General features: G+C 69.7%; 23 protein-coding genes. 10 read left to right on the forward strand and 13 right to left on the reverse strand.

Annotation, left to right across the window (positions count from 1 at the left end; all coding sequences use genetic code 11):
- Positions 1 to 58: 58 nt before the first annotated feature.
- Positions 59 to 469, reverse strand: coding sequence for an organic hydroperoxide resistance protein (locus ACFQ6X_RS27285; protein ID WP_329204310.1), 411 nt, complete (start codon positions 467 to 469; stop codon positions 59 to 61).
- A gap of 111 nt (positions 470 to 580) precedes the next feature.
- Between ACFQ6X_RS27285 and ACFQ6X_RS27290 the strand changes: the two genes are divergently transcribed.
- The 3 genes from ACFQ6X_RS27290 to ACFQ6X_RS27300 all read left to right on the forward strand — a co-directional run bounded on the left by ACFQ6X_RS27290 (position 581) and on the right by ACFQ6X_RS27300 (position 3,044).
- A complete protein-coding gene (locus ACFQ6X_RS27290) occupies positions 581 to 1,060 on the forward strand; it encodes a MarR family winged helix-turn-helix transcriptional regulator (protein WP_383185149.1) in 480 nt (159 codons plus the stop codon).
- Positions 1,061 to 1,154: 94 nt separating this feature from the next.
- Positions 1,155 to 1,988: a PP2C family protein-serine/threonine phosphatase gene (locus tag ACFQ6X_RS27295; RefSeq protein WP_383185150.1), complete on the forward strand. Its 834-nt coding sequence runs from the start codon at positions 1,155 to 1,157 to the stop codon at positions 1,986 to 1,988.
- Between the two features lie 63 nt (positions 1,989 to 2,051).
- The gene (locus tag ACFQ6X_RS27300) at positions 2,052 to 3,044 is read left to right on the forward strand and encodes an MASE1 domain-containing protein (protein WP_383185151.1); all 993 of its coding nucleotides are present in this window, start codon (positions 2,052 to 2,054) and stop codon (positions 3,042 to 3,044) included.
- 24 nt (positions 3,045 to 3,068) lie between these two features.
- Here the strand turns inward: ACFQ6X_RS27300 and ACFQ6X_RS27305 are convergent, their stop codons facing one another.
- Both ACFQ6X_RS27305 and ACFQ6X_RS27310 read right to left on the reverse strand, forming a co-directional pair.
- Positions 3,069 to 4,415, reverse strand: a complete 1,347-nt coding sequence (locus tag ACFQ6X_RS27305) for an FAD-binding protein (RefSeq protein ID WP_383185152.1) — start codon at positions 4,413 to 4,415, stop codon at positions 3,069 to 3,071.
- Between the two features lie 54 nt (positions 4,416 to 4,469).
- On the reverse strand, positions 4,470 to 5,273 hold the full coding sequence (locus ACFQ6X_RS27310; RefSeq protein ID WP_383185153.1) for an SAM-dependent methyltransferase: 804 nt from the start codon (positions 5,271 to 5,273) through the stop codon (positions 4,470 to 4,472).
- A gap of 332 nt (positions 5,274 to 5,605) precedes the next feature.
- Between ACFQ6X_RS27310 and ACFQ6X_RS27315 the strand changes: the two genes are divergently transcribed.
- From ACFQ6X_RS27315 to ACFQ6X_RS27325, 3 genes are all read left to right on the forward strand, one after another.
- Complete coding sequence (locus ACFQ6X_RS27315) at positions 5,606 to 5,800, forward strand: antitoxin (RefSeq protein ID WP_383185154.1); 195 nt, start codon at positions 5,606 to 5,608, stop codon at positions 5,798 to 5,800.
- A gap of 234 nt (positions 5,801 to 6,034) precedes the next feature.
- On the forward strand, positions 6,035 to 7,615 hold the full coding sequence (locus tag ACFQ6X_RS27320; protein WP_383185155.1) for a sigma-70 family RNA polymerase sigma factor: 1,581 nt from the start codon (positions 6,035 to 6,037) through the stop codon (positions 7,613 to 7,615).
- A 140-nt stretch (positions 7,616 to 7,755) separates the two neighbouring features.
- Positions 7,756 to 9,609: an FUSC family protein gene (locus ACFQ6X_RS27325; protein WP_383185156.1), complete on the forward strand. Its 1,854-nt coding sequence runs from the start codon at positions 7,756 to 7,758 to the stop codon at positions 9,607 to 9,609.
- A 36-nt stretch (positions 9,610 to 9,645) separates the two neighbouring features.
- Here the strand turns inward: ACFQ6X_RS27325 and ACFQ6X_RS27330 are convergent, their stop codons facing one another.
- Entirely contained in the window at positions 9,646 to 10,152 is a 507-nt protein-coding gene (locus ACFQ6X_RS27330; RefSeq protein WP_383185157.1) for a DinB family protein, read from the reverse strand.
- 69 nt (positions 10,153 to 10,221) lie between these two features.
- Between ACFQ6X_RS27330 and ACFQ6X_RS27335 the strand changes: the two genes are divergently transcribed.
- Positions 10,222 to 10,599 (forward strand): VOC family protein, encoded by a 378-nt coding sequence (locus ACFQ6X_RS27335; RefSeq protein WP_383185158.1) that lies wholly within the window; start codon positions 10,222 to 10,224, stop codon positions 10,597 to 10,599.
- A 46-nt stretch (positions 10,600 to 10,645) separates the two neighbouring features.
- Here ACFQ6X_RS27335 and ACFQ6X_RS27340 read toward each other — a convergent pair whose 3' ends face one another.
- The 3 genes from ACFQ6X_RS27340 to ACFQ6X_RS27350 all read right to left on the reverse strand — a co-directional run bounded on the left by ACFQ6X_RS27340 (position 10,646) and on the right by ACFQ6X_RS27350 (position 13,521).
- Positions 10,646 to 10,987, reverse strand: coding sequence for a hypothetical protein (locus ACFQ6X_RS27340; RefSeq protein WP_383185159.1), 342 nt, complete (start codon positions 10,985 to 10,987; stop codon positions 10,646 to 10,648).
- 39 nt (positions 10,988 to 11,026) lie between these two features.
- Entirely contained in the window at positions 11,027 to 12,757 is a 1,731-nt protein-coding gene (ctaD, locus tag ACFQ6X_RS27345; RefSeq protein ID WP_383185160.1) for a cytochrome c oxidase subunit I, read from the reverse strand.
- 212 nt (positions 12,758 to 12,969) lie between these two features.
- The gene (locus tag ACFQ6X_RS27350; protein ID WP_383185297.1) at positions 12,970 to 13,521 is read right to left on the reverse strand and encodes a GH25 family lysozyme; all 552 of its coding nucleotides are present in this window, start codon (positions 13,519 to 13,521) and stop codon (positions 12,970 to 12,972) included.
- A 45-nt stretch (positions 13,522 to 13,566) separates the two neighbouring features.
- Here ACFQ6X_RS27350 and ACFQ6X_RS27355 point away from each other — a divergent pair, with 45 nt between their 5' ends.
- Complete coding sequence (locus tag ACFQ6X_RS27355; protein WP_383185161.1) at positions 13,567 to 14,367, forward strand: NADPH-dependent F420 reductase; 801 nt, start codon at positions 13,567 to 13,569, stop codon at positions 14,365 to 14,367.
- Positions 14,368 to 14,426: 59 nt separating this feature from the next.
- Here ACFQ6X_RS27355 and ACFQ6X_RS27360 read toward each other — a convergent pair whose 3' ends face one another.
- The 5 genes from ACFQ6X_RS27360 to ACFQ6X_RS27380 form a co-directional block, all read right to left on the reverse strand.
- Entirely contained in the window at positions 14,427 to 15,128 is a 702-nt protein-coding gene (locus ACFQ6X_RS27360) for an SDR family oxidoreductase (protein WP_383185162.1), read from the reverse strand.
- Positions 15,129 to 15,331: 203 nt separating this feature from the next.
- Positions 15,332 to 15,607: an alpha/beta fold hydrolase gene (locus tag ACFQ6X_RS27365; protein WP_383185305.1), complete on the reverse strand. Its 276-nt coding sequence runs from the start codon at positions 15,605 to 15,607 to the stop codon at positions 15,332 to 15,334.
- Entirely contained in the window at positions 15,580 to 16,134 is a 555-nt protein-coding gene (locus tag ACFQ6X_RS27370; RefSeq protein ID WP_383185163.1) for an alpha/beta fold hydrolase, read from the reverse strand. Before ACFQ6X_RS27370 ends, ACFQ6X_RS27365 begins: the two co-directional genes overlap by 28 nt.
- Positions 16,135 to 16,270: 136 nt before the next feature.
- Positions 16,271 to 16,426 carry a hypothetical protein gene (locus ACFQ6X_RS27375; protein WP_383185164.1) on the reverse strand — a complete coding sequence of 52 codons (156 nt, stop codon included), beginning with the start codon at positions 16,424 to 16,426 and terminating at the stop codon, positions 16,271 to 16,273.
- 490 nt (positions 16,427 to 16,916) lie between these two features.
- The gene (locus tag ACFQ6X_RS27380; protein WP_351181773.1) at positions 16,917 to 17,648 is read right to left on the reverse strand and encodes an SDR family NAD(P)-dependent oxidoreductase; all 732 of its coding nucleotides are present in this window, start codon (positions 17,646 to 17,648) and stop codon (positions 16,917 to 16,919) included.
- Between the two features lie 95 nt (positions 17,649 to 17,743).
- Between ACFQ6X_RS27380 and ACFQ6X_RS27385 the strand changes: the two genes are divergently transcribed.
- On the forward strand, positions 17,744 to 18,595 hold the full coding sequence (locus ACFQ6X_RS27385; RefSeq protein WP_383185165.1) for a LysR family transcriptional regulator: 852 nt from the start codon (positions 17,744 to 17,746) through the stop codon (positions 18,593 to 18,595).
- A gap of 320 nt (positions 18,596 to 18,915) precedes the next feature.
- A complete protein-coding gene (locus tag ACFQ6X_RS27390) occupies positions 18,916 to 19,461 on the forward strand; it encodes an SRPBCC family protein (protein ID WP_383185166.1) in 546 nt (181 codons plus the stop codon).
- 29 nt (positions 19,462 to 19,490) lie between these two features.
- On the opposite strand, the gene ACFQ6X_RS27395 is transcribed toward ACFQ6X_RS27390, so the two are convergent.
- Positions 19,491 to 20,351: a pentapeptide repeat-containing protein gene (locus ACFQ6X_RS27395; protein WP_383185167.1), complete on the reverse strand. Its 861-nt coding sequence runs from the start codon at positions 20,349 to 20,351 to the stop codon at positions 19,491 to 19,493.
- Between the last annotated feature and the right edge of the window lie 32 nt (positions 20,352 to 20,383).

The raw sequence follows: 20,383 nt of genomic DNA on the forward strand, positions 1-20,383 counted from the left end.
GGCCGCACATGCGGTCGAGGGGCGGCGGCGCGCGCGGAGCCGGTGCGGTCCGGGTCCGTTACTCGATGACGAGTTCGACCTCTATGTTTCCGCGGGTGGCCTTGGAGTACGGGCAGAAGGCGTGCGTGGCCTCGACCAGCCGGCGGCCGGTCTCGCCCTCGAGAGCCTCCGGCAGCTCGACGCGCATGACGACCGCGAGGCCGAAGCCCGTGTCGTCCTTCCCGATCGACACCTCGGCCGTCACGGAGACGTCCTTGGTGTCGAGCTTCATCTCGCGGCCGACCGAGCTCATCGCGCTGGCGAAGCAGGCCGCGTATCCGGCGGCGAAGAGCTGCTCCGGGTTGGTGCCCTTCCCGTTGCCCCCGAGGGCCGGCGGCAGGGCGAGGCCGAGGTCGATCTGGCCGTCCGAACTCACTGCCCGGCCTTCGCGGCCGTTCGCGGTGGCGACAGCGGTGTACAGCGCGTCCATGAAATGACCTTCTCTCGTACTACGGCGACCGCGGGCCGGTCACCTCCAAGAGAATTGCACATAACTTAATTGTGCACAACTCAATGATGGGCGGCAGGTTACTCTGGACTCATGACGCCACCGCCGATCGCCGCTCCCGACCTGACGGACCTGCCGGACTCCGAGCTCCTCCGGCTGGACCACCAGGTCTGCTTCTCGCTCCAGGCCGCCTCCCGCGCCTTCGGCGGCGTCTATCGCGAAGCCCTCAGGGAACTCGGGCTCACCTACCCCCAGTACCTCGCGATGATGGTCCTGTGGGAGCACGGCCCACTCCCGGTCAAGACGATCGGTGAGCGGCTGCACCTGGACTCCGGAACACTGTCCCCGCTGCTGAAGAGGCTGGAGACTGCCGGGCTCGTGAAGCGCGAACGCAGTCCGGAGGACGAACGGTCGGTCACCGTCCACCTCACCGGGGCGGGAACCGCGCTGCGCGAGCGCGCGCTGCCCGTTCCGCGCACGATCCTCGGAGCCACGGGCATGTCGGTCCAGGAGATCCTCGCCCTGCAGGAGACTCTCGGACGGCTCACAACCGCCCTGAGCCGGAACGACTGAGACGCGCCCGTCGCCCTCGCGCCGGAACCGCAGCGGTCGCAGGAGTCATCCCGCCGAAATAGGATGCACGTACTAACGCACCGCGGAGCGGCCCATGAACCGGCGTCGAACTCCCAGATCAGCGAGCGCCGAGGACCTGCTCAGCACACTGCAGCACCTGACTGCCCGTGCCCGGCAGGAGGTGGAGCTGCATCAGGCGCGAGTCGAGCTGGCCGGCGCCCTGCAGCGCAAGATGCTGCCTGCTGCGCTGCCCTCGCTGCCGGGGCTTCAGATCGCCGCCCGATATGCCCCCGCCCGCGACGGGCTGGACATCGGCGGCGACTGGTACGACGCGTTCCTGCTCCCGGACGGATCGCTCGGACTGGCGATAGGGGATGTCCAGGGTCACGACGTCGAGGCGGCGGCCTTCATGGGGCAGATACGCATCGCCATGCGCGCCATCGCCCTCTCCGCCAGTGATCCGGGCGAGGTCATGGAGCGGACGAACGACCTGATTCTCTCGGTGGACTCCACCCTCTTCGCCACCTGCTCGTTCTTGCGGCTGGATCCCCTGACCGGGGACCTCCAGAGCGCGCGGGCCGGCCATGTGGCCAGTGTGTGGGCCACCGCCGACGGCCGGTCGGGGATCACGGCGGACGCGGGAGGGCTCCCCCTGGGTATCGAGGCCCGCCAGCACTATCCGGTTACGCGGCGCACGCTGGCGGCCGACGGCTCCTTCGTCCTCGTCACCGACGGGGTCGTCGAAGGACCTTCGCTGTCGATCGGGGACGGCCTGGAGCGGGTCAGGCGTCTGGTGAGCTCCCACGCCGGGGCCACCGCCGAGGAACTGGCCGACAGGGTGCTCCAGGCAGGGGCCCTCACCGGTCACGAGGACGATGTGGCCGTCCTCGTCCTGCGTCACGAGCCTCCCCCGGCAGGCGCCAGGTGACGTAGGGGCCGGGTCGCGCGTGTCACGGCCGCCTGCCGTCCCGGGCGGTGTCTGATGAGATGCGTGATCCGCAGCGAGGAATCGAGACGTCGGGCCCTGGTCGCCCTGCAGATGCTGGGCATCACCGCCGCCTACTACGGGTCCGGACAGCTCGGTCTGTTCAGGCAGGTGACCGTGAACGGCGCCGTCGTCTCACCGCTCTGGCCCCCTACGGGCATCGCCGTGGCCGCCCTGCTGTACCTGGGTATCCGGGTCTGGCCCGCGATCGCGGTCGGATCACTGCTCAGCGTCGTCTCGATCAGCGGCGAACTCGGCCTCTCGAGCACCGCCATCGCGGCAGGCAGCACGCTGGCCCCCGTGTGTTCCTGTCTCGTGCTCCGCGCGGTGGGGTTCCGCAAGGAGCTGGACCGCCTGCGCGACGGCGTCGTCCTCGTCTTCCTGGGCGCCATGGGCAGCATGCTCATCAGTGCGACCATCGGTGCCGGGGTCCTGCTGCTCAACGGGGATCTCCCGTCGGGGAAGTTCTGGCCCGTCTGGTCGGCCTGGTGGGCCGGCGACACCATGGGGGTGCTCATGGTCACTCCGCTGCTGCTCGTCCTGCGTACGGCACGCATGCCGCAGCGTGGCGACCGGTGGGCGGAGCCCGTGGCACTGGCAGTGGCCACGGTGGTGCTTGCGGTGGTCGCCACGAGGAGTCCGCTGTCCATGATCTATCTCGTGTTCCCGCCGCTCGTCTGGGCCTCGCTGCGCTTCCAGCTGGCCGGCAGCGCCCCGTGCGCCCTCCTGATTTCCGTCATGGCGATCATTTCCGGAACCGACCGGGTGGGGCCCTTCGAGAGTCACTCCTGGCTCGAGATCATGCTCAACCTCGCGATCCTCAACGTCTGCGTGGCGCTCACCGCGCTGCTCCTGTCCGCGATCGTGGCGGAACACAACAACATCCGCCACGAGACGGAACTGGCGTGCGATGAGCTCGCCGCCCTGGTGGAGGAACTCTCGCCGCATCCGGCGCGACGCCGACCGGCCGGGCCGGACGAATGGCCCGGCTCTCTCTGACCTCTGCGGGGCCTCCGCTCGTGCTCAGCCCGCCTCGGCGCCGCCGTTGCCGTTGCCGTTGCCGTTGCCGTTGCCAGTACGGGGGAAGTGGTGTGCGAGGAACTCGTTGCGGAAGGTGCCCGTGGGGTCGAACCGATGGGCGAGCCGCTCGAAGTCTGCGTAGTGGCTGTACAGGGTGCGCAGCGTTCCCGGAGGGGTGGTGAACACCTTGCCCCAGTGCGGCCTGGCCCCGAACGGAGCCAGTGCTTCCTCGATCGCCGCCAGGACGGGCGTGACCGCCGCCGTGTCGGGTACCCAGGTGAAGTGGAAGGCCACGGAGTCGGTGCCCTGGGCGGGGCTCAGCCACAGGTCGTCTGCGGCCACCGTGCGGATCTCAGCGATCTGCAGGAGCGGCGCGATGCGCTCCCGGATGCGGTCCAGTGCTTCGTAGGCCGCCACCGCGTCCTGCCGGGCGACGAAGTACTCCGACTGGAGTTCCTCTCCGTTGCTCGGGGTGAATTCGAGCCGGAAGTGGGGAAGCCGGGCGTGCCAGGGGCCGGGGTCGCCCTGCTGCGGCGTGCAGTGCTTCGCCGGCATGCCGGGGACGGGGTGGCGCGGCCCGTCCGCGAGCGTAGCGCCGAGCCACTGGGGCGGCGCCGCAGCACAGGGTCCGTCCCCGGTCACCCGCTGCTTGAGCCACACCTGGTCGATCGGTCCGTCCCGCCAGCGGGTGAAGAGGCTCACGCTGTAGGCCTCGGCCATCACCTCGTCGAAGCGGCCGAGCAGCTGTTCCTGGGGAAGCCCCTCGTACACCCATTGCTGGATGTCGAACGCGGGCACGAGGTCCAGCGTCACCCGGGTCACGATCCCCAGTGCGCCGAGGGAGACCACGGCGCCCGCGAACTCGGGGTCCCCCCTGCGCAGCGTCACCATGGTGCCGTCCGCCGTGACGAGCTCCAGTGCGCGCACCGCACCCGCGAGGGAACGATTGCCCACGCCGGAGCCGTGGGTGCCCGTCGCACAGGCGCCGGCGACCGAGATGTGGGGCAGCGAGCCCAGGTTGTGCAGGGCGAATCCGCTTCGGTGCAGCGTCTCGGTGAGTTCGCCGAAGCGCAGCCCCGCGCTCACCGTCGCGGTGCCGGCCTTGCTGTCGATCTCGATCGAGCGGGGCAGCCCGGCTACGGATATCAGGTCGCCGTCGGTGTCGGCGACCGTGTTGAAGGAATGGCCGGTGCCCAGCGCCCGTACCGCGCTCCCGGCGGCGACGATGCTCTGGAGCTCGGCAACGGTGACGGGTGTGCGCAGCTGCCGGGCCCCGAAGGTGATGTTCCCTGCCCAGTTCCGCTGCGGGAAGGTGCCCGCCGTACCGGGGTTCGACGAATGATCGATCATGACTCGGGAGCTTACGCTCCGCCCGGCCGCGCCGACCCTGTGCCGCCCTGCGGCTCAGGCCTTGCGTCCGACACCGCTGACGGCGTGGCTCCGTGGGGAGTCCGGCCGGTCCTGACCGGGGTCGGGGCGCCATGCCGACGTCCTGACGATGCCCGGTTCGACCACGTCCAGCCCTTGGAAGAAGTCGGCGATGCGTGCGGGACTGCGCAGATGGTAGGAGCTCGCCGAGTTCGCGTTGTAGGCCTCGATGGCGCTGTTCAGCGAGTCGCTCGTGTCGGTGCCGTCGGCGAGCGCCAGATAGCTCCCGGACGGCAGTCCTGCCAGCAAGCGGTCGACGAGCGCCCACGGGTCCTCCTCGTCGGGCAGCTGGCCCATGATGCCGAGCAGGGTGAGGCCGATGGGCCGGCCCGGATCCAGGGTCCGGGCGGCCTCTTGGAGGATGTGGCCCGTGTCGCGCACATCGGCGTCGATGTACGCGCAGGCACCTTCGGGCGTGCTGGTCAGCAGCGCGCGGGCGTGCGTCAGGACGAGCGGGTCGTTGTCGACGTACACGATGCGGGACTCGGGAGCCATCCACTGGGCGACCTCGTGCGTGCTGTTCGCCGTGGGCAGCCCCGTGCCGATGTCGAGGAACTGGCGGACTCCCGCCTCGCCGGCCAGGAATCGGACCGCGCGGGCCAGGAAGGCGCGCTGGTCACGGGCGATACCTGCAATGTCGGGAAACATGCGCAGAATCATCTCGCCCACCGCCGCGTCGGCCGGGTAGTTGTCCTTGCCTCCGAGCAGGTAGTTCCACACGCGGGCGGAGTGCGGCCGGTCCGACTGCAGGTCGGCCGACGGCTGTCCGGGAATGCTCATGGCGAAACCCTCACACAGTGCACCTTCGGGACACCGCTACGGCAGGGAGTGAACGACCGGAGCGCTCCTCAGTAGGGCAGGGTCCGGCCGGACGGGGTGCGCAGGTCCAGCGGGGGCGGCCCCGTGGGGGGCGGCGGACGACGGACGATCTGGATGCGGCCCACTGCCACCACCTCCTCCTGGTAACCCGGTATGTGCCCACCCAGGCGCTCTTCACACGTCCGGACCGGGTCCGGCGTGTGAAGAGCGTCCGGGCGCCTCCCGCGGATGCGGTCGCCGCGATGTGCGGTGACCCTTGATGGGAGGGGGACGCCGACCGGAGGAGAGCAGCCATGTCCGCCATGGACAAGATCAAGAAGATGTTGAAGGGGCACGAGGACCAGGCCGGCAAGGGCGTCGACAAGGCGGGTGACACGGTCGACGGCAAGACCCAGGGGAAGTACCGCAGCCAGGTCGACACCGGCCAGGACAAGCTCAAGGACCAGCTCGGCGCCGACCGTGACAAGGACAACCCGCCCCGAACCTGACGAGAGAACGCCGACCGCCCCGCCGGCCCCTTCCGCACCACTCATATCCGCACGCCGGACCGGGTGACACGTTCGTGCCACCCGGTCCGGCGTGCGCTGTGCCGCGCCGCGGCCGGACGCTGCGGGGAAGAAGCTCGGAAGACCGGACCCGGGATTCCTGTTATCGTCCCCGCCGCACGCCGTCTCCCGAGTGTGGGCAGTGACGGAACAGGATCCCGGAAGAGTGAGCACACCATGGGCGAGGCACGCGAGACGGCGTTGATCAAGGCGGCGCAACAAGGGGACCAGCAGGCCCAGGACCAACTCGTCGCGTCGTACCTGCCGCTGGTCTACAACATTGTCGGCCGTGCTCTGAACGGCCACGCGGACGTCGACGACGTGGTGCAGGAGAGCGTGCTGCGCATGCTCAACGGTCTCCCCTCGCTCCGCTCCCCGGGGAGCTTCCGTTCGTGGTTCGTGGCCATCACCATGAACCAGATACGGGGACACTGGCGTGAGCGAAGAACCGGGGACATATCCGCCGACCGGATGGAGGACGCGTACGACGTCGTCGATCCCGGCGCCGATTTCGTCGAGCTGACCATCGTCCGCCTCGGTCTGACCGGCCAGCGGCGCGAGGCCGCCGAGGCCACTCGCTGGCTGGACGAGGACGACCGCGCGCTGCTCTCGCTGTGGTGGCTGGAGACGGCAGGCGAGTTGTCCCGGGCCGAGGTCGCCGCTGCGCTCGAACTCTCCCCGCAGCACACCGCGGTACGCGTACAGCGGATGAAGGCCCAGCTGGAAGGGGCCAGGGTGGTGGTGCGCGCGCTGGCCGCGCGCCCGCGCTGCATCCTGCTGGAGGACCTCACCGCCGGGTGGGACGGGGTGCCGTCCGCTCTCTGGCGCAAGCGTATGGCCCGCCACGCGCGTGAGTGCACGGTGTGCTCGGGGCACGGGTCGGGCATGGTGCCGGCGGAGGGCCTGCTGGTGGGCCTGGCTCTCGTTCCCCTGGCGGCGTCAGCCGCGGGAGCGTCCATGGCCGGTACGGACATCCTTCCGGTGGCCGGAGCCACCCATCTCTCCGGTCCGGGGCGTGCCGAGCGGCGACGGGGTCAGGTGCGGCGCCGCCGTCGCAACACCGTCACGGCGGGGCTGGTGGCGGTGATGGTCCTGGGCGGAGGGGGCACTGCGGTGCACCTCTACACGGACGGGGAGGACGAAGGCCCGGCCACGGCTGTCGCACCTCAGGCCGGCTCCTCCCCCTCGCTGGCCGCGCCGGAATCGCTGTCCGCTTCGCCTTCCCCCTCACCGTCCTCCGCGTCGCCCTCTCCGTCGCCTTCCCGGACGAAGAAGAAGAGTGCGTCCCCCACCCCCAAGGCCGCTCCGAGCACGCGTGCACCGTCCTCGAAGCCTCCGGCCGCACCGGCGCCGAAGCCCGCTGACCCACCGCCGTCCTCGGCCGCCGAGGAGGTCACGGCCCTGGTCAACGCCGAGCGGGCGAAGGAGGGCTGCGCGGCGGTCCGCAGCAACAGCAAGCTGGCGACGGCGGCGTCACGGCATTCCGCCGACATGGTGTCGCGCGACTACTTCTCGCACACCTCCCCCGACGGCTCGGACCCGGGTGACCGCATTACGGCGGCGGGCTACCGCTGGAGCACCTACGGCGAGAACATCGCGAAGGGGCAGAGCTCTCCGGCCGCGGTGATGGACTCCTGGATGAACAGCCCCGGCCACCGGGCGAACATCCTCAACTGCGCGTTCAAGGAGATCGGGGTCGGCCGTGTCGACTCCTCCGGCGGCCCTGTGTGGACGCAGAACTTCGGGGCCGCCCTGTGAGGTCGCACGTCCGGCAGGCCGTCATGTTCCGGAAACGAGCAGGTAGCACCCCCTCCACGTAAAGGATCTACGCTGGGGAGGCGCCCAGGCCGAAGGTGTCCCCCGGCGATCTGCTGATCCCCTGCGCGGACAGGAGCCCGGTGTTCACACCTGCCATTCTCTCCACCTTCCCTCCCCTCCCCCCGTGGCTCGCCCATGTGCTGCGGGCGCAGCGGGGGCCGGTCCCGTGGAACGCGGTCCTGAGGGGGTCGCTGGCCGTGGCCCCGCTGCTCGCGACGGTTCTCGCCGATCGGCCGACGGCCGGGATACCGGCAGCGCTGGGGGCGATGCTGGCCGGGATCAACGACCGTCCCGGCAGCCGGCGCGCCTCGGTCTCCCGGCTCGGGATCCCTGCCCTGGCGGGTTCGGCAGGTCTGCTGCTGGGCACCATGGCCGCGGCCGCCGCGGGAGCCGGCCCCTCCATCGTCGTTCTGCCGCTCCTGCTCGGGGTGCTGGGGCTGGTCGCTGGAGCGGTCAGCGCGACGGGTCCGGTCGCGTCCGCGTGCGGCACGCAGCTGCTGGTCGCGGCTGTGATCGGGGCCGGCATGCCGTTGCCCGAGCCGGGTCCGCAGCGTGCCCTGCTGTTCCTGGCCGGTGCGGGGTGGCTCATCCTGCTCCGTCTGGTCCTGCCGTCACCCGTCCGGCCGGCCGGCGGTCCGTACCGCCTCGACGGGGAGCGGGAGGCCGTTGCCGCGGTGTACGGGGCGGTGGCCGGGCTTCTGGAGGCTGCGGGCGGCCCGGAGGCTCTCGCCCGGCGCGCTGCGCTGAGCGCGGCCCTCGACCATGCGCAGGACGCGCTGACGGGGCCGAGGCTGCGTCGGCGGGCGAGTTCGTCGGCCGAGCGCAGGCTGCACGCCCAGTACGCCGCGGCTCTGCCGCTCGCGGAGGCCGCGACCGCGCTGGCCTGGGCGGGGGTATCGCTGCCCGCCGGAATCGTGGACGGTCCGCGTCGGCTGGCCGACGCGGTGCGTACGGGCGGCTCCTGCGGTGCGCTGTCGGCCCCGGCGCGCACCGATGCCGCGCTGCGGGCGCTGGACGATGCGATCCTGCGGGCGGCGACGGCCTTCGACTGCCCGGCGGGGGCTCCGGTGCGCACCCGGAAGGGGCGTTCGTACCTCTCCGCCCTGAGCGGGGCGTGGAGTGCCGCGGGACGTGAGTACGGGGTACGGGTCGCCCTGTGCTGCGTGGCGAGCACGGTCGTGGCGCAGGCCCTGCATCACGAGCACTGGTACTGGCTGCCTGCCACGACCGTGTTCCTGGTCAAGCCCGATCTGGGGCCGCTGGCATCGCGGGTGGTGTGCCGGGCCGTGGGCACCGTCGTCGGTGCCGCCGTCTTCGGTGTACTGGCCCTGCTGCTGCCCGGTCCCTTCACCCTGGTCGCAGTGGTCGCGCTCTGCGGTGCGCTGCTTCCCGTCGCGACCCGGCATTTCGCGGTGCAGACGGCGGTGGTGACCGTACTCGTGCTCGCGCTCGTCCTCCTGGGCGGCGAACCGCCGGCCGCCTGGGGCCGGGTCGTCGAGTCCTTCCTCGCCTGCGCGACGGTGCTGCTCGTCGGCCACCTCCCGCTGCCCGGCAGCCGGGGCCACAGGGTCCGGGCCGCACTCGACAGCGCGGTGGGCGCGGCGCACCGGTACCTGCGACACGTACTGGGTGCTCCGGAGGACCACAACGGGCGTGACGCGCTGCGGCGCGACGCCTACCGGTCGCTGGCCGCGGCACGCACAGCCATCGACCTGTCGGCGGCCGAACTTCCGGCGGTGGCCCGGCACACGGCCGGATCCGGGGACGTGGCCAGTGCCCTGGAGCAGCTCATCGACACGACGACTGCCTGCGCGGTGCAGCTGGGGCACCGCGCCGGCGGACTTCCCGCCTCGCACGCCGAGCAGCTCGCCGCGCAACTGTCCGCGCTCGACCGGGCGTGGCCCGCGCAGCGCCCGGTGGGCTCTGCGGCCTGATCAACGGCCGTGCGCCCGGGGGTCGTCGGCGTTCACTCATTCCCCGGTGGAGCCGTCGATCCGCTCCCTGAGCAGGTCGGCATGACCGTTGTGCCGGGCGTACTCCTCGATCATGTGGGTGAGGATGTACCGGAGCGAGAACAGCTCGTCGCGCCACTTCACGGTGGCGTCGAGCGACTCGGCGGCGTCCACGATCTCGCGGGACCGCGCGCAGGCGGTGCGCCAGACGGTGAACGCCTCGACGGGGTCGGCCTGATCGCTGTCGAACTCGGCGAAGGTGCCGTTGGCGGTACCCGGCCAGTAGGCCTCGGGGTCCTCGCCGTTCCACACGGCCTGGAACCATATCCGCTCGACCTCGGCGGTGTGCCGGACCAGTCCGATGAGGGACAGGCCGGACGGTTCGACCGCCCGGTGCCGCAGCTGATCCGTGGTCAGTCCGGCGCACTTCAGTTCCAGCGTCTCGCGCTGGTACTGCAGGAAGCCGGTGAGGGAAGTGCGGTCGTCGGCCGTTCTGGAGGGTTCGGTACGCCGGTGATCATTCATCCCGGCATCCTGTCAGGGGCCGGGCACGACACGTCCAGGGTTTTCGGGCCTGCTCGTAGGATGCGGACCATGATCGCCGAACTGCAGTGTGTGGTGCTGGACTGTCCCGACCCCGTCGTGCTCGCGGACTTCTACGGGGCTGTGCTGGGCGGCAGGGTGAACCAGCCCGATCCTCGGTGGGAGAACGGCGAGGGCTGGGCGACCGTCCATGCACCGGCCGGGTTCGTGCTCGCGTTCCAGCGGGTCGATCCGTACCGCCCGCCCCAGTGGCCGGATCCCGAGCACCCGCAGCAGTCCCATCTGGACTTCGGCGTCCCCGACCTGGACCACGCCCAGGAGCAGGTGCTCGCGCTCGGCGCGACCGTGCTGAACGACCGGCCCGCCTCTCGGAGCTGGCGCGTGTTCGCCGATCCGGCAGGGCATCCGTTCTGTCTGGTGCGTCACTGACCGCGGCCGTTGCCCCGGGTGCTGCGCCGAGCGCCCGGGGCCGCGGTCACCGGCTGATCAGTGTGAGGGCCGTGCAGGTACCGCTCGCCGCGCCGACAGCCACGACGGACGCTGCCACACAGCGGGCCCTGAGCCGCTCGTACCGTGCGGTGTACTCACCGCGGAGTTCGCCTGCGCGGTCGGCGATCCTCAGGAGCGACTGCCGGGAGAGGGCCACTCGGTCGGCGACGTAGACCCGCTCGACGTCCTCCAACTGGGCGGTGGTCAGCCAGGGCAACTGCTCGGTGAAGCGGGAAGCTCCTCGCCTGGCCTCCTCGACTTCGGCGTTCCACAGCAGGTAGCCCTCCATCTGGGCAAGGCCCCGGGCGCTGTCCTTGTCCGGTTCCACGCAGTCCTCCTCTCGTCCGGCCGTTGTTCGGGCTCCGCCTCATGCCTGCTTGTCCCCGGGCGCCACCGTCGCCGAGTCCGCGGGGCGGTTGACCACTTCTTCGAGTGCGCGGACCGCGGGGTGGTGCAGGTCGAACGCGGGCGATTCGGAACGGATCCGGGGAAGCGTGAGGAAGTTGTGCCGCGGGGGCGGGCAGGACGTGGCCCATTCGAGCGAACGGCCGTAGCCCCACGGGTCGTCGACCTCGATCTTCTTGCCGTACTTCGCGGTCTTCCACACGTTGTAGAGGAAGGGCAGCACCGACAGGCCGAGCAGGAAGGAGGCGATCGTCGAGATCGTGTTGAGCGCGGTGAAGCCGTCCGCCGCGAGGTAGTCCGCGTAACGACGGGGCATACCTTCCGCGCCGAGCCAGTGCTGCACCAGGAACGTGCCGTGGAAGCCCACGAACAGCGTCCAGAAGCTCATCTTTCCGAGCCGCTCGTCCAGCATCTTGCCGGTGAACTTCGGCCACCAGAAGTGGAATCCGGCGAACATCGCGAAGACCACGGTGCCGAAGACGACGTAATGGAAGTGCGCCACCACGAAATACGAGTCGGAGACGTGGAAGTCCAGGGGCGGCGAGGCCAGGATGACACCCGTGAGGCCGCCGAAGAGGAAGGTGACGAGGAAGCCGACCGACCAGAGCATCGGGGTCTCGAAGGACAGGGATCCCTTCCACATCGTGCCGATCCAGTTGAAGAACTTCACACCGGTCGGTACCGCGATGAGGAATGTCATGAACGAGAAGAACGGCAACAGCACACCGCCCGTGACGTACATGTGGTGCGCCCACACCGTCGCGGAGAGGCCGGCGATGGAGATCGTGGCCGCGATGAGACCGATGTAGCCGAACATCGGCTTCCGGCTGAACACCGGGAAGATCTCGGAGACGATTCCGAAGAACGGCAGGGCGATGATGTACACCTCTGGATGGCCGAAGAACCAGAAGAGGTGCTGCCAGAGCAATGCGCCACCATTGGCCGCGTCGAAGATGTGCGCACCGAATTTCCGGTCGACCTCGAGGGCGAGCAGGGCGCCCGCCAGGACGGGGAATGCCAGCAGGACCAGAACACCGGTGAGAAGGACGTTCCATACGAAGATCGGCATGCGGAACATCGTCATGCCGGGGGCGCGCATGCAGATGATCGTGGTGATGAAGTTGACCGAGCCCAGGATCGTGCCGAAGCCGGAGAAGGCCAGCCCCATGATCCACAGATCGGACCCGATACCGGGCGAGTACACCGCATCGGTGAGCGGGGAATAGGCGAACCAGCCGAAGTCTGCCGCGCCCTGCGGGGTGATGAACCCGGCCACCGCGATGGTCGAGCCGAAGAGGTACAGCCAGTACGCGAACATGTTCAGCCGCGGGAACGCCACATCGGGCGCGCCGATCTGCAGCGGCATGATCCAGTTCGCGAACCCTGCGAACAGCGGCGTCGCGAACATCAGCAGCATGATCGTGCCGTGCATCGTGAACGCCTGGTTGAACTGCTCGTTCGACACGATCTGATTACCCGGCCGGGCCAGCTCGGCACGCATCACGAGTGCCAGAACACCGCCGATGAGGAAAAAGGCGAACGACGTGAGCAGGTACATCGTGCCGATCGTCTTGTGGTCAGTGGTGGTCAGCCACTTGATGACCACATTCCCCGGCTGCTTCCGCCGTACGGGCAACTCGTCCTGAAAGGCGGTATCGGCTTCCACCGATTCTGCGGGGCCCCTCGTCGTCACTGCGGCACTCCTTCGGTCGACGGCCGGTTGCGGACTCGGCGACCAGGATGGACTCCCCCGTGGCGGTACTGCGGTACATCCCTGTCCGCACTGCACCAGTGGCTGGCAAAGGACACTCCATTGGCCGACGGCCACGACGCCCTTGTTGACGCACGGACTGCGGGCAGACGGCGGGGTGACCTCCCCCGGAGAGTCCCTCGAACGGAAGGTGCTCAGCCCTTGGCCCAGGCCCGCAACGCCGTGCGCGAGGAGAAGGCGGCCACGTTCTTGTCAAGCGGCCGGTCGGTGTACTGATGAATGCGCCAGGACGCTTCGATCCGGGGCTTTCCCGCCGTTACGTAGTCGGCGATCCAGAGACCGTCGCCCGCGTACGAGGTCGTGTCGTGATTCAGCCAGAAGGATCGATTGCAGTACAGCAGGACGCGGTGGTCCGGCCGCAGGCGCTTCACCTCACGGATGAAGCGGTCCTTGTCCGCGTTGCTCGCATGCGTACCCTCGCCGGTCGTCTCCCAGTCGACGGCCAGTAGATCACCGGCTTTCTCCGGCGCACCGGCGACGAAGTACGCCGCCTGTTCCTTGACGTTTCCCGGCCACAGGAAGTGATAGAAGCCGACTACGCACTCGGCTCCCCTGGCGCGTGCCGCCTGGCCGGCGAGGCGCGGATTGATGTACGAACGGCCTTCGGTCGCCTTTATGAAGACGAAGTCCAGACCATCCGTATCGAAGGACGTCTGGTGGGAACTGACATCGACGCCGTGCAGCACAGGCGTCACCTCCACATGGGGCATTGCGGTTCCGGTTCTCCTCCCATGCGTGCCCGCGTGTACGGGTTCCATCCGCCCGCCTGCCCGCAGAACCGATTCGGAGCGGTCGGAATAGTCGCCGCCCGAACGGGGTTGGTGGTCCCGCGAGACGTTCTCACCCAAGGCAGCAGGCATCGGAAGGTCGGATCCATGAAGATCGGCATCATCGGGGCTGGCAACATCGGCGGCAACCTGACGCGGCGTCTTACCGAGCTCGGGCACGACGTGTCCGTCGCGAACTCTCGCGGACCCCACACTCTCCAGGCGCTCGTCGACGAGACGGGTGCCACCGCGGTCGCAGCGGCACAGGCGGCGCACGACGCCCAGATCGTCGTGGTGACCGTCCCTCTCGGCAAAGTCCCGGACCTGCCCGCCGGGCTCATCGACGGGGCCGCACCCGGCGCCGCTGTCATCGACACCGGCAACTACTACCCGCAGCGTGACGGACGGATCGCCGCCATCGAGGACGGTCTGACGGAGAGCCGGTGGACCGAACAGCAGATCGGCCACCCGGTGATCAAGGCCTTCAACGGCACGTACGCCCAGGACATCCTCGACAGGGGACTCCCCCTGGGGACCCCCGGACGCCAGGCGCTCCCGGTCTCCGGTGACGACCCGTCCGCCAAGCAGGCGGTACGGGAGCTCATCTCCGAGCTGGGCTTCGACACCGTGGACACCGGCGATCTGGACGAGTCGTGGCGCCAGCAGCCGGGAACACCGGTCTACGGGAACCGGGGCGACGCGGACGCCATCCTGAAGGCACTGGCGGACGCGTCCCCGGAACGAACCGCGGAGTGGCGCGCCTGAGCCTTCGCCCCGGTCCCGAGCCGCGCTCCCTGATTCGGGGGCGCGGCACGGGGTTGTCGTCAGACGGGCTGGCCGATCGGCCGGATGATGACGTTGTTGACGTCGACACCCTCGGGCCGGCTCATGGCCCACACGATGGAGTCGGCGATCTGGTCGGCCGTCAGCAGATGCCCTTCGGGCAGGCTGCCGAGGCCGTCCCAGAACGGGGTGTCCACACGACCCGGCGCGACCAGGGTCACGCCCACACCGTCGCCCGTCACCATCCGCCGGGTGTTCTCGGCCAACCCGGTGACCGCCCATTTGGTCGCCCCGTAGATGTTTCCCGGGGTGTGGACGAACCCGGCGACGCTGCCCACCAGAACGATGCGTCCCCGCGTCTCCTTGAGCGCCGGGAGCGCGGCCCTGATCAGCAGGGCAGGTCCCAGGACGTTGGTGAGGACCATCTCCCGCCAGGCCTCGGGGTCGCCGTCCGCCAATGTGTCGTGGGTGGCGAATCCCGCATTGGCGACGACGGCGTCCAGCCTTCCGAACCGGTCGACCGTCCCGTCGACGGCGGACTGAACCGCTTCGTGGTCGGCCGCGTCGCCGGTGAGCGTCAACAGCGCGTCGGGCTTGCCGAGTTCCTCGGCGAAACGACTGAGCCGGTCCTCGCTGCGCCCGGTGACGGCCACCCGGTGGCCCCGTTCCAGCAGCCGGCGGGCTGTCGCGGCGCCGATTCCGCTGCCGCCGCCGGTGATCAGCGTGACCGGTGATCCACTCATGGTTGGCTCCCCCTCGTCGTCCTTGCCGCAGCCCGGTGCGGGCATGCCGGGGATTCCACCATTTTGAGCGCACTCGAAGTCAAGTCCTCTTTCCGGACGCGCACTTGGTGCTGAGCATGCTGGTGCTGAGTTGGCGACGCTGAGATCAATCCAACAGAAGGCCGGCTGAACGCGGCCGCACCAGCCAAGGTCCCGGCGCGTCTCTACGTGGACAGGCCGGCGAGAAATGGGGAGACCAGGCCGTACACGATGTCGGGTTGCTCCAGGTGCAGGTCATGACGGGCCTCGCGCACAGTGACGGACACGGTCGGGACGCGGCGGCGCATCAGTTCGTCGACCCGTGCGGGCGAGATGAAGCTCGACTGCGCCAGTATGAGCAGAGTGGGGCAGGTGACGCGCTCCCACTCGTGCGAGAAGGAGTGCTGGGCAGCGTCCGCCACGGACTGGACCATCACGTCCGGTCGAATCGGGGCCACCATTGCCCATCGCGTTCCTCCAGGCCGTCCGCCCAGCCCATGCCGATCGCTCCCCCGCCGAAAAACTGGACCGCGGCATCGCGCGAGGGAAAGGAGTCGGGCCACGAGTCGAGCCACCGGCGGACCTGTGTCGGCCATTCGGGGTCGGGGCCGCTCACGTCGGCTTCGATGGCCACCAGCGCACGGACCACATCAGGATGCCTCGCGGCAGCCAGGATGGCGGCGTGTCCGCCCATCGACTGTCCGACAAGCACAACGCGCCCCAGGCCCAGCTGGTCTGCCACGGCGACGACGTCTTCGACGAAGGCATCCCTGGAGACGTCAGAAGGGAATCGGTCGCTGGCACCTTGACCGCGTTGGTCGACGGCGACCACCCGATGCACCGATCTCAGGCGGCCTGCCAGAGCATCCCATTCGCCTGCGTGGCCGGCCAGCCCGTGCAACAGCACCAGCCCTGGCCCTTCCCCGCCCCAGTCCCGGCATACAAGGCGTACGCCCTCCCGCTCAACCACACGCTCGGTCCAGGTCACCGCGGCACCCTAGCGTGCAGAGATCTCCGCACGAAGCCGTCCGCAAGGCGGCGCCACCGGGGCCCGGAAGTCGCCGGGATTCCGGCGAGCCGGGCGCCGCAGGAGAAGCTGTGTGCCCTGCGAGCCGCCAGGCCAGTCACCTGCCCTTTTTGTTGAACCATCCGAGCGACTGGACGACGGACGCGCCGATGACGAGGATGCCGAGAGGAACGACCGTGAACCAGGTGGCATCGGCTTTCATGGCCGCGAGCAGGGCGATGGCGCCGAGGGCCAGCGCCAGGAGCGCGAGCATGCCCAGAAGGATACGAATCTTGGAAACCAACGGAGGACTCTCCAATGTTCAGGCGGGCTTTGTTGACCAGACAGCGTTCGCTACCCGTTGGACGGTTGCCCAGTAGGGAGTCAGCAAGCTCCCCGACGTGACACCAGGGTTCCGTCAGGAAGCTCATGGGGTGAGTCTCCCAACGCTGCCTTCCCGGGGCGCCAGTAGAACTACGTAATCGAATACGTAGGTTCACCGGCCGGCGCAGCGGCCAGTCGTACTGTGACCCGTCGCCAATCTCCGCTGTGGGATGGCCAGTTGGCCGGACGGACGGACAAAGCCCCTGGTAGGTGGGTTTTCGACCAGGAGAACCGTCACCACCAGAGGCTTCGTACGGCGGAGCGTTGGCCCGAACACCGGAGCGTCGGCCGGGGCGGCCGACAGTCGATGAACCTGCTCGAGACGCGCGGGCCAAGCGGCCTCACCCTGGTGGCTGCGCGGGTGATGACCGCCGTGCACTTCACCAGGGCACCACGCCGGCGTCCTCGAAGAACTGGCCCGTCGGGCCGTCGTCGGGCAGGGTCGCGAGTTTGATGGCGATGGCCGCGCCCTGTTCGGGGGTGCGCACGCCCCGGAAGCCGTTGAGGTCGGTCGCGACGTAGCCGGGGCAGCCTGCGTTGATCAGGATGTTCGTGCCGCTCAGCTCCCGGGCGTACTGGAGGGTGACGGCATTCAGGAACGTCTTCGACGGCGAGTACGCCACGGCCACTGGACCTGTGGTCAGCTCACCAGCGGTCCCTGACTGCCGGGTGAGGGAGCCGACACTGCTGGACATGTTCACGATCCGCGGTGAAGCAGAGCGGCGCAGCAGCGGCATCATCGCGTTGGTGACGCGGATGACGCCGATGACGTTGGTCTCCACGACCGTGCGGATGGTGGCGGTGTCGACGCGGGTGGGCTCCTGGGGCATGCCGCCTGTGATGGCGGCGTTGTTGACGAGCACGTCGAGGCGCCCGGCCTGTTCCTCGATCAGCCGTGCGGCGGCTGTCGCGCTCGCGTCGTCGGTCACGTCCAGCGGTACGCCGAACGCGTCGACGCCGGCCGCGCGCAGTCCCTCCACCGCGGCCTTGCGGCGCTGATCGTCGCGGGCGCCGACGCCGACGCTCCAGCCCAGGGCGCCCAGGCCTGCGGCGATCTCGTAGCCGATTCCCTTGTTTGCGCCGGTGACCAGCGCAATCGTTCGTTCGCTCATGGGGACCATGCTGCTCTCGGACCCCTGCGGGGGTCCAAGACCGATTGGGTGGGCAACGATACCTTCCGGGTATTGATCGGGAGTACCCTGGCCGGATGGAGACCAGGGAACTGCGCTACTTCATCGCTGTCGCCGAAGAGTTGCACTTCGGGCGCGCCGCGCAGCGGCTCGGGATCGCACAGCCCCCTCTGTCACGGGCGATCCAGCAGCTCGAACGCCGACTCGGGGTAGCGCTGCTGGATCGGACCAGCCGCACCGTCACGCTGACCGAAGCCGGCTCGGTGCTGCTGGCCGAGGGCCAGGCGGCCCTCGACGCGGTCGAAGCGGCCGAGCGCCGGACCCGCCGCGCCGCCCTCACCTCGACCGGCCGTCCCGGCCTGGTCCTGGTCACGAAGGCCAGCGCGTCCCGCGAACTGCTGGCGCAACTGCTGGACGCGTACGCCGCCGAGCCCGGCGCGGTCCCCGTCGACGTCATCCTGTGCGGCCCCGCCGAGCAGGAACGGCTTCTGCGCGAGGGCCGGGCCGACGTGGCGCTACTGCACCGGCCGTTCGACTCGACGGCCGGGCTCCACACCGAAGAACTCAGCACGGAGGGCCAGGTCGTGGTCCTGCCGGCCGGGCATCCGCTCACCGTCCAGCCCCATGTGCACATGGCCGACATCACCGGGCTGCCCGGCCTGCCCCTGCCACGCTGGCCCGACCCCGACGGCACCTACCCGCCCGGCCCCGGCCCGCAGGTCCGCGACCACGCGCAGTTGTTGCAGCTCGTCGCGCTCGGCCGTGCTTGCGCTGTCTCACCGGAGTCGTGCCGAGCTCAACTGCACGGTGACCTCGCCGCCGTGCCCGTGCTGGACGCGCCGAAAGTCACCACCGTGATCGCCTGGCCGCCGCACAGTCGGTCCAGAGCCGTCGCCGACCTTGTCCGGACCGCGACCCGTCTCCGGTAGTTCCCATACGCCTGGCCAGGTTCCACTAGCGTGTCCCGGCTCATCATTTTGGGTCATAGCCCGCCCTGGACGACGGATTCCATGCTGACGCGACAGTTGGCCCGCAGAGTCACACCACATGAATTGGCGACTACCGACGGCCCGTGACGGATACCGCTGCGCAGTGACACCTATCGCTACGAGTCACATCGGGTCCGGTGTCCCGGTCGGTTCCGCGTGTAGGCCACACTGTCCGACGAACGACCAACCCCATCCGTTCGCCCGCGATCCGCCCGGCCTGCGGCAGGTGTCCCAGGACGGCCGTGGACAAGGAGTCCCCCATGCCCCGCACCATGTCCGTGTCGGACAGCATCGTGATCGACGCGGCCCCCTCGGCCGTGTACGAACAGCTCAGCGACCCCACTGCGATGGGGCGCTGGAGCCCGGAGAACCGGGGCGCGACGGTGCTCGGGGAACACCGGGGCGCCCACGTGGGCATGGTCTTCGAGGGCCGCAACAAGCGCGGCGCGTTCCGCTGGACGACGAAGTGCACGGTCACAGCCGCCGATGAGGGCGAGCGGTTCGCGTTCCGTGTTCACGCGATCGGGGCCAAGCGGCCACGGCTGCGCGGGCCGATCGCGACGTGGGAGTACCGCTTCGAGGCGGTCGAAGGCTCCACCCGGGTCACGGAGATATGGACGGACGACCGCCGGGCATGGCCGGACCTGCTCGCCAACACATTCGACCGGATCGCGACGCGCGGGCAGACGTTCGCCGAGTTCCAGCGTGGCAACATCCGCACCACGCTGGAACGGCTGAAGGCGGCACTGGAGCAGGACGATGCGGCTGCCGCCGGACACGGGGAGGACGGCCCCCGCCCCGCGTGACCCGGGCGGGGCGGCAATCACAAGGGTGTTCAGGCCTGTCCTGTGCCCTGGCCGGACCAGTGTGCGGGCCGCGTCAAGGACGGCGGAAGCCGTGTGGCGGTGTCGCCCTTCGCCGCGTTGAGCTGGGCCTGGGTGAGGAACAGCGCCCCGCTGAGGTCTGCGCCGGACAGTTCGGCGTCACGGAAGTCCGCGCCGATCAGGTCGGCGAGCCGCAGGTCGGCCCCGCTCAGGTCTGCCGCGATGAGGTAGGCCCCACGCAGATCCGCCCCCCGCAGATCGGCGCCCCGCATGCGGGACCCGATGAGGTCGGCACCCCGGTGGTTGCGCTTCTTGCGCCGGGGCACGACGGCGCGTGCGAGCTCGCTGGTGCGCAGCAGCAACGACGCGACCTCGTCGCGGTGTGCCGACACGTCGAGTTCCGCGAGGACTTCGGCCGAGCCGCGGGTGAGGCGCTCCGTGCTGTCGAGGGCTCTGCGGAGCTCCGTGTGCAGGGGGCCTGCGGCAGGGAGGGCGAGGGCTTCGGTGAGATACCAGAGCAGCTCGTGGAGTCGGCGCATCACGGGGAAGACCTGGAACATCTGCTGGGCGGTGTCCGGAGAGGCCCGCCAGTCCCTGCCGTCGTAGGTTTCCTGGGATACCTTCTGGCCGGCGCCGAAACAGTCGTACACCGTGCAGCCGGAGAACCCCTTGGGCCGCAGTTGCGTGTGAATGCCGCAGCGGAAGTCGTCCTGCAGATTGCGGCAGGGCTCCCCGGCGTCCTTGTTGATCGCGAAGTCCGCGGACGCTGTCAGCGTCAGCGCGACGCAGCAGAGGCCGAAGCAGTTGGCGCAGTCGGCACGCAGGTCCTCCCGCTCGGTGGCCGGAACGCCGGTTGATTCATGGTCGGGCACAGTACGTGATTCCTCCGGGGGAACGGGCGGGT

Source organism: Streptomyces sp. NPDC056452, assembly GCF_042796085.1.
GTDB lineage: Bacteria > Actinomycetota > Actinomycetes > Streptomycetales > Streptomycetaceae > Streptomyces.

What these genes read in the sequence shown, in the direction of transcription:
- ACFQ6X_RS27290 (WP_383185149.1), top strand. Translation starts at nt 581, where the DNA reads ATGACGCCACCGCCGATCGCCGCTCCCGACCTGACGGACCTGCCGGAC.
- ACFQ6X_RS27365 (WP_383185305.1), bottom strand. Translation starts at nt 15,607, where the DNA reads ATGGTGGCCCCGATTCGACCGGACGTGATGGTCCAGTCCGTGGCGGAC.
- ACFQ6X_RS27385 (WP_383185165.1), top strand. Translation starts at nt 17,744, where the DNA reads ATGGAGACCAGGGAACTGCGCTACTTCATCGCTGTCGCCGAAGAGTTG.
- ACFQ6X_RS27360 (WP_383185162.1), bottom strand. Translation starts at nt 15,128, where the DNA reads ATGAGTGGATCACCGGTCACGCTGATCACCGGCGGCGGCAGCGGAATC.
- ACFQ6X_RS27320 (WP_383185155.1), top strand. Translation starts at nt 6,035, where the DNA reads ATGGGCGAGGCACGCGAGACGGCGTTGATCAAGGCGGCGCAACAAGGG.
- ACFQ6X_RS27335 (WP_383185158.1), top strand. Translation starts at nt 10,222, where the DNA reads ATGATCGCCGAACTGCAGTGTGTGGTGCTGGACTGTCCCGACCCCGTC.
- ACFQ6X_RS27285 (WP_329204310.1), bottom strand. Translation starts at nt 469, where the DNA reads ATGGACGCGCTGTACACCGCTGTCGCCACCGCGAACGGCCGCGAAGGC.
- ACFQ6X_RS27315 (WP_383185154.1), top strand. Translation starts at nt 5,606, where the DNA reads ATGTCCGCCATGGACAAGATCAAGAAGATGTTGAAGGGGCACGAGGAC.
- ACFQ6X_RS27375 (WP_383185164.1), bottom strand. Translation starts at nt 16,426, where the DNA reads ATGCTCGCGCTCCTGGCGCTGGCCCTCGGCGCCATCGCCCTGCTCGCG.
- ACFQ6X_RS27390 (WP_383185166.1), top strand. Translation starts at nt 18,916, where the DNA reads ATGCCCCGCACCATGTCCGTGTCGGACAGCATCGTGATCGACGCGGCC.
- ACFQ6X_RS27380 (WP_351181773.1), bottom strand. Translation starts at nt 17,648, where the DNA reads ATGAGCGAACGAACGATTGCGCTGGTCACCGGCGCAAACAAGGGAATC.
- ACFQ6X_RS27310 (WP_383185153.1), bottom strand. Translation starts at nt 5,273, where the DNA reads ATGAGCATTCCCGGACAGCCGTCGGCCGACCTGCAGTCGGACCGGCCG.
- ACFQ6X_RS27305 (WP_383185152.1), bottom strand. Translation starts at nt 4,415, where the DNA reads ATGATCGATCATTCGTCGAACCCCGGTACGGCGGGCACCTTCCCGCAG.
- ACFQ6X_RS27355 (WP_383185161.1), top strand. Translation starts at nt 13,567, where the DNA reads ATGCGTGCCCGCGTGTACGGGTTCCATCCGCCCGCCTGCCCGCAGAAC.
- ACFQ6X_RS27295 (WP_383185150.1), top strand. Translation starts at nt 1,155, where the DNA reads ATGAACCGGCGTCGAACTCCCAGATCAGCGAGCGCCGAGGACCTGCTC.
- ACFQ6X_RS27330 (WP_383185157.1), bottom strand. Translation starts at nt 10,152, where the DNA reads ATGAATGATCACCGGCGTACCGAACCCTCCAGAACGGCCGACGACCGC.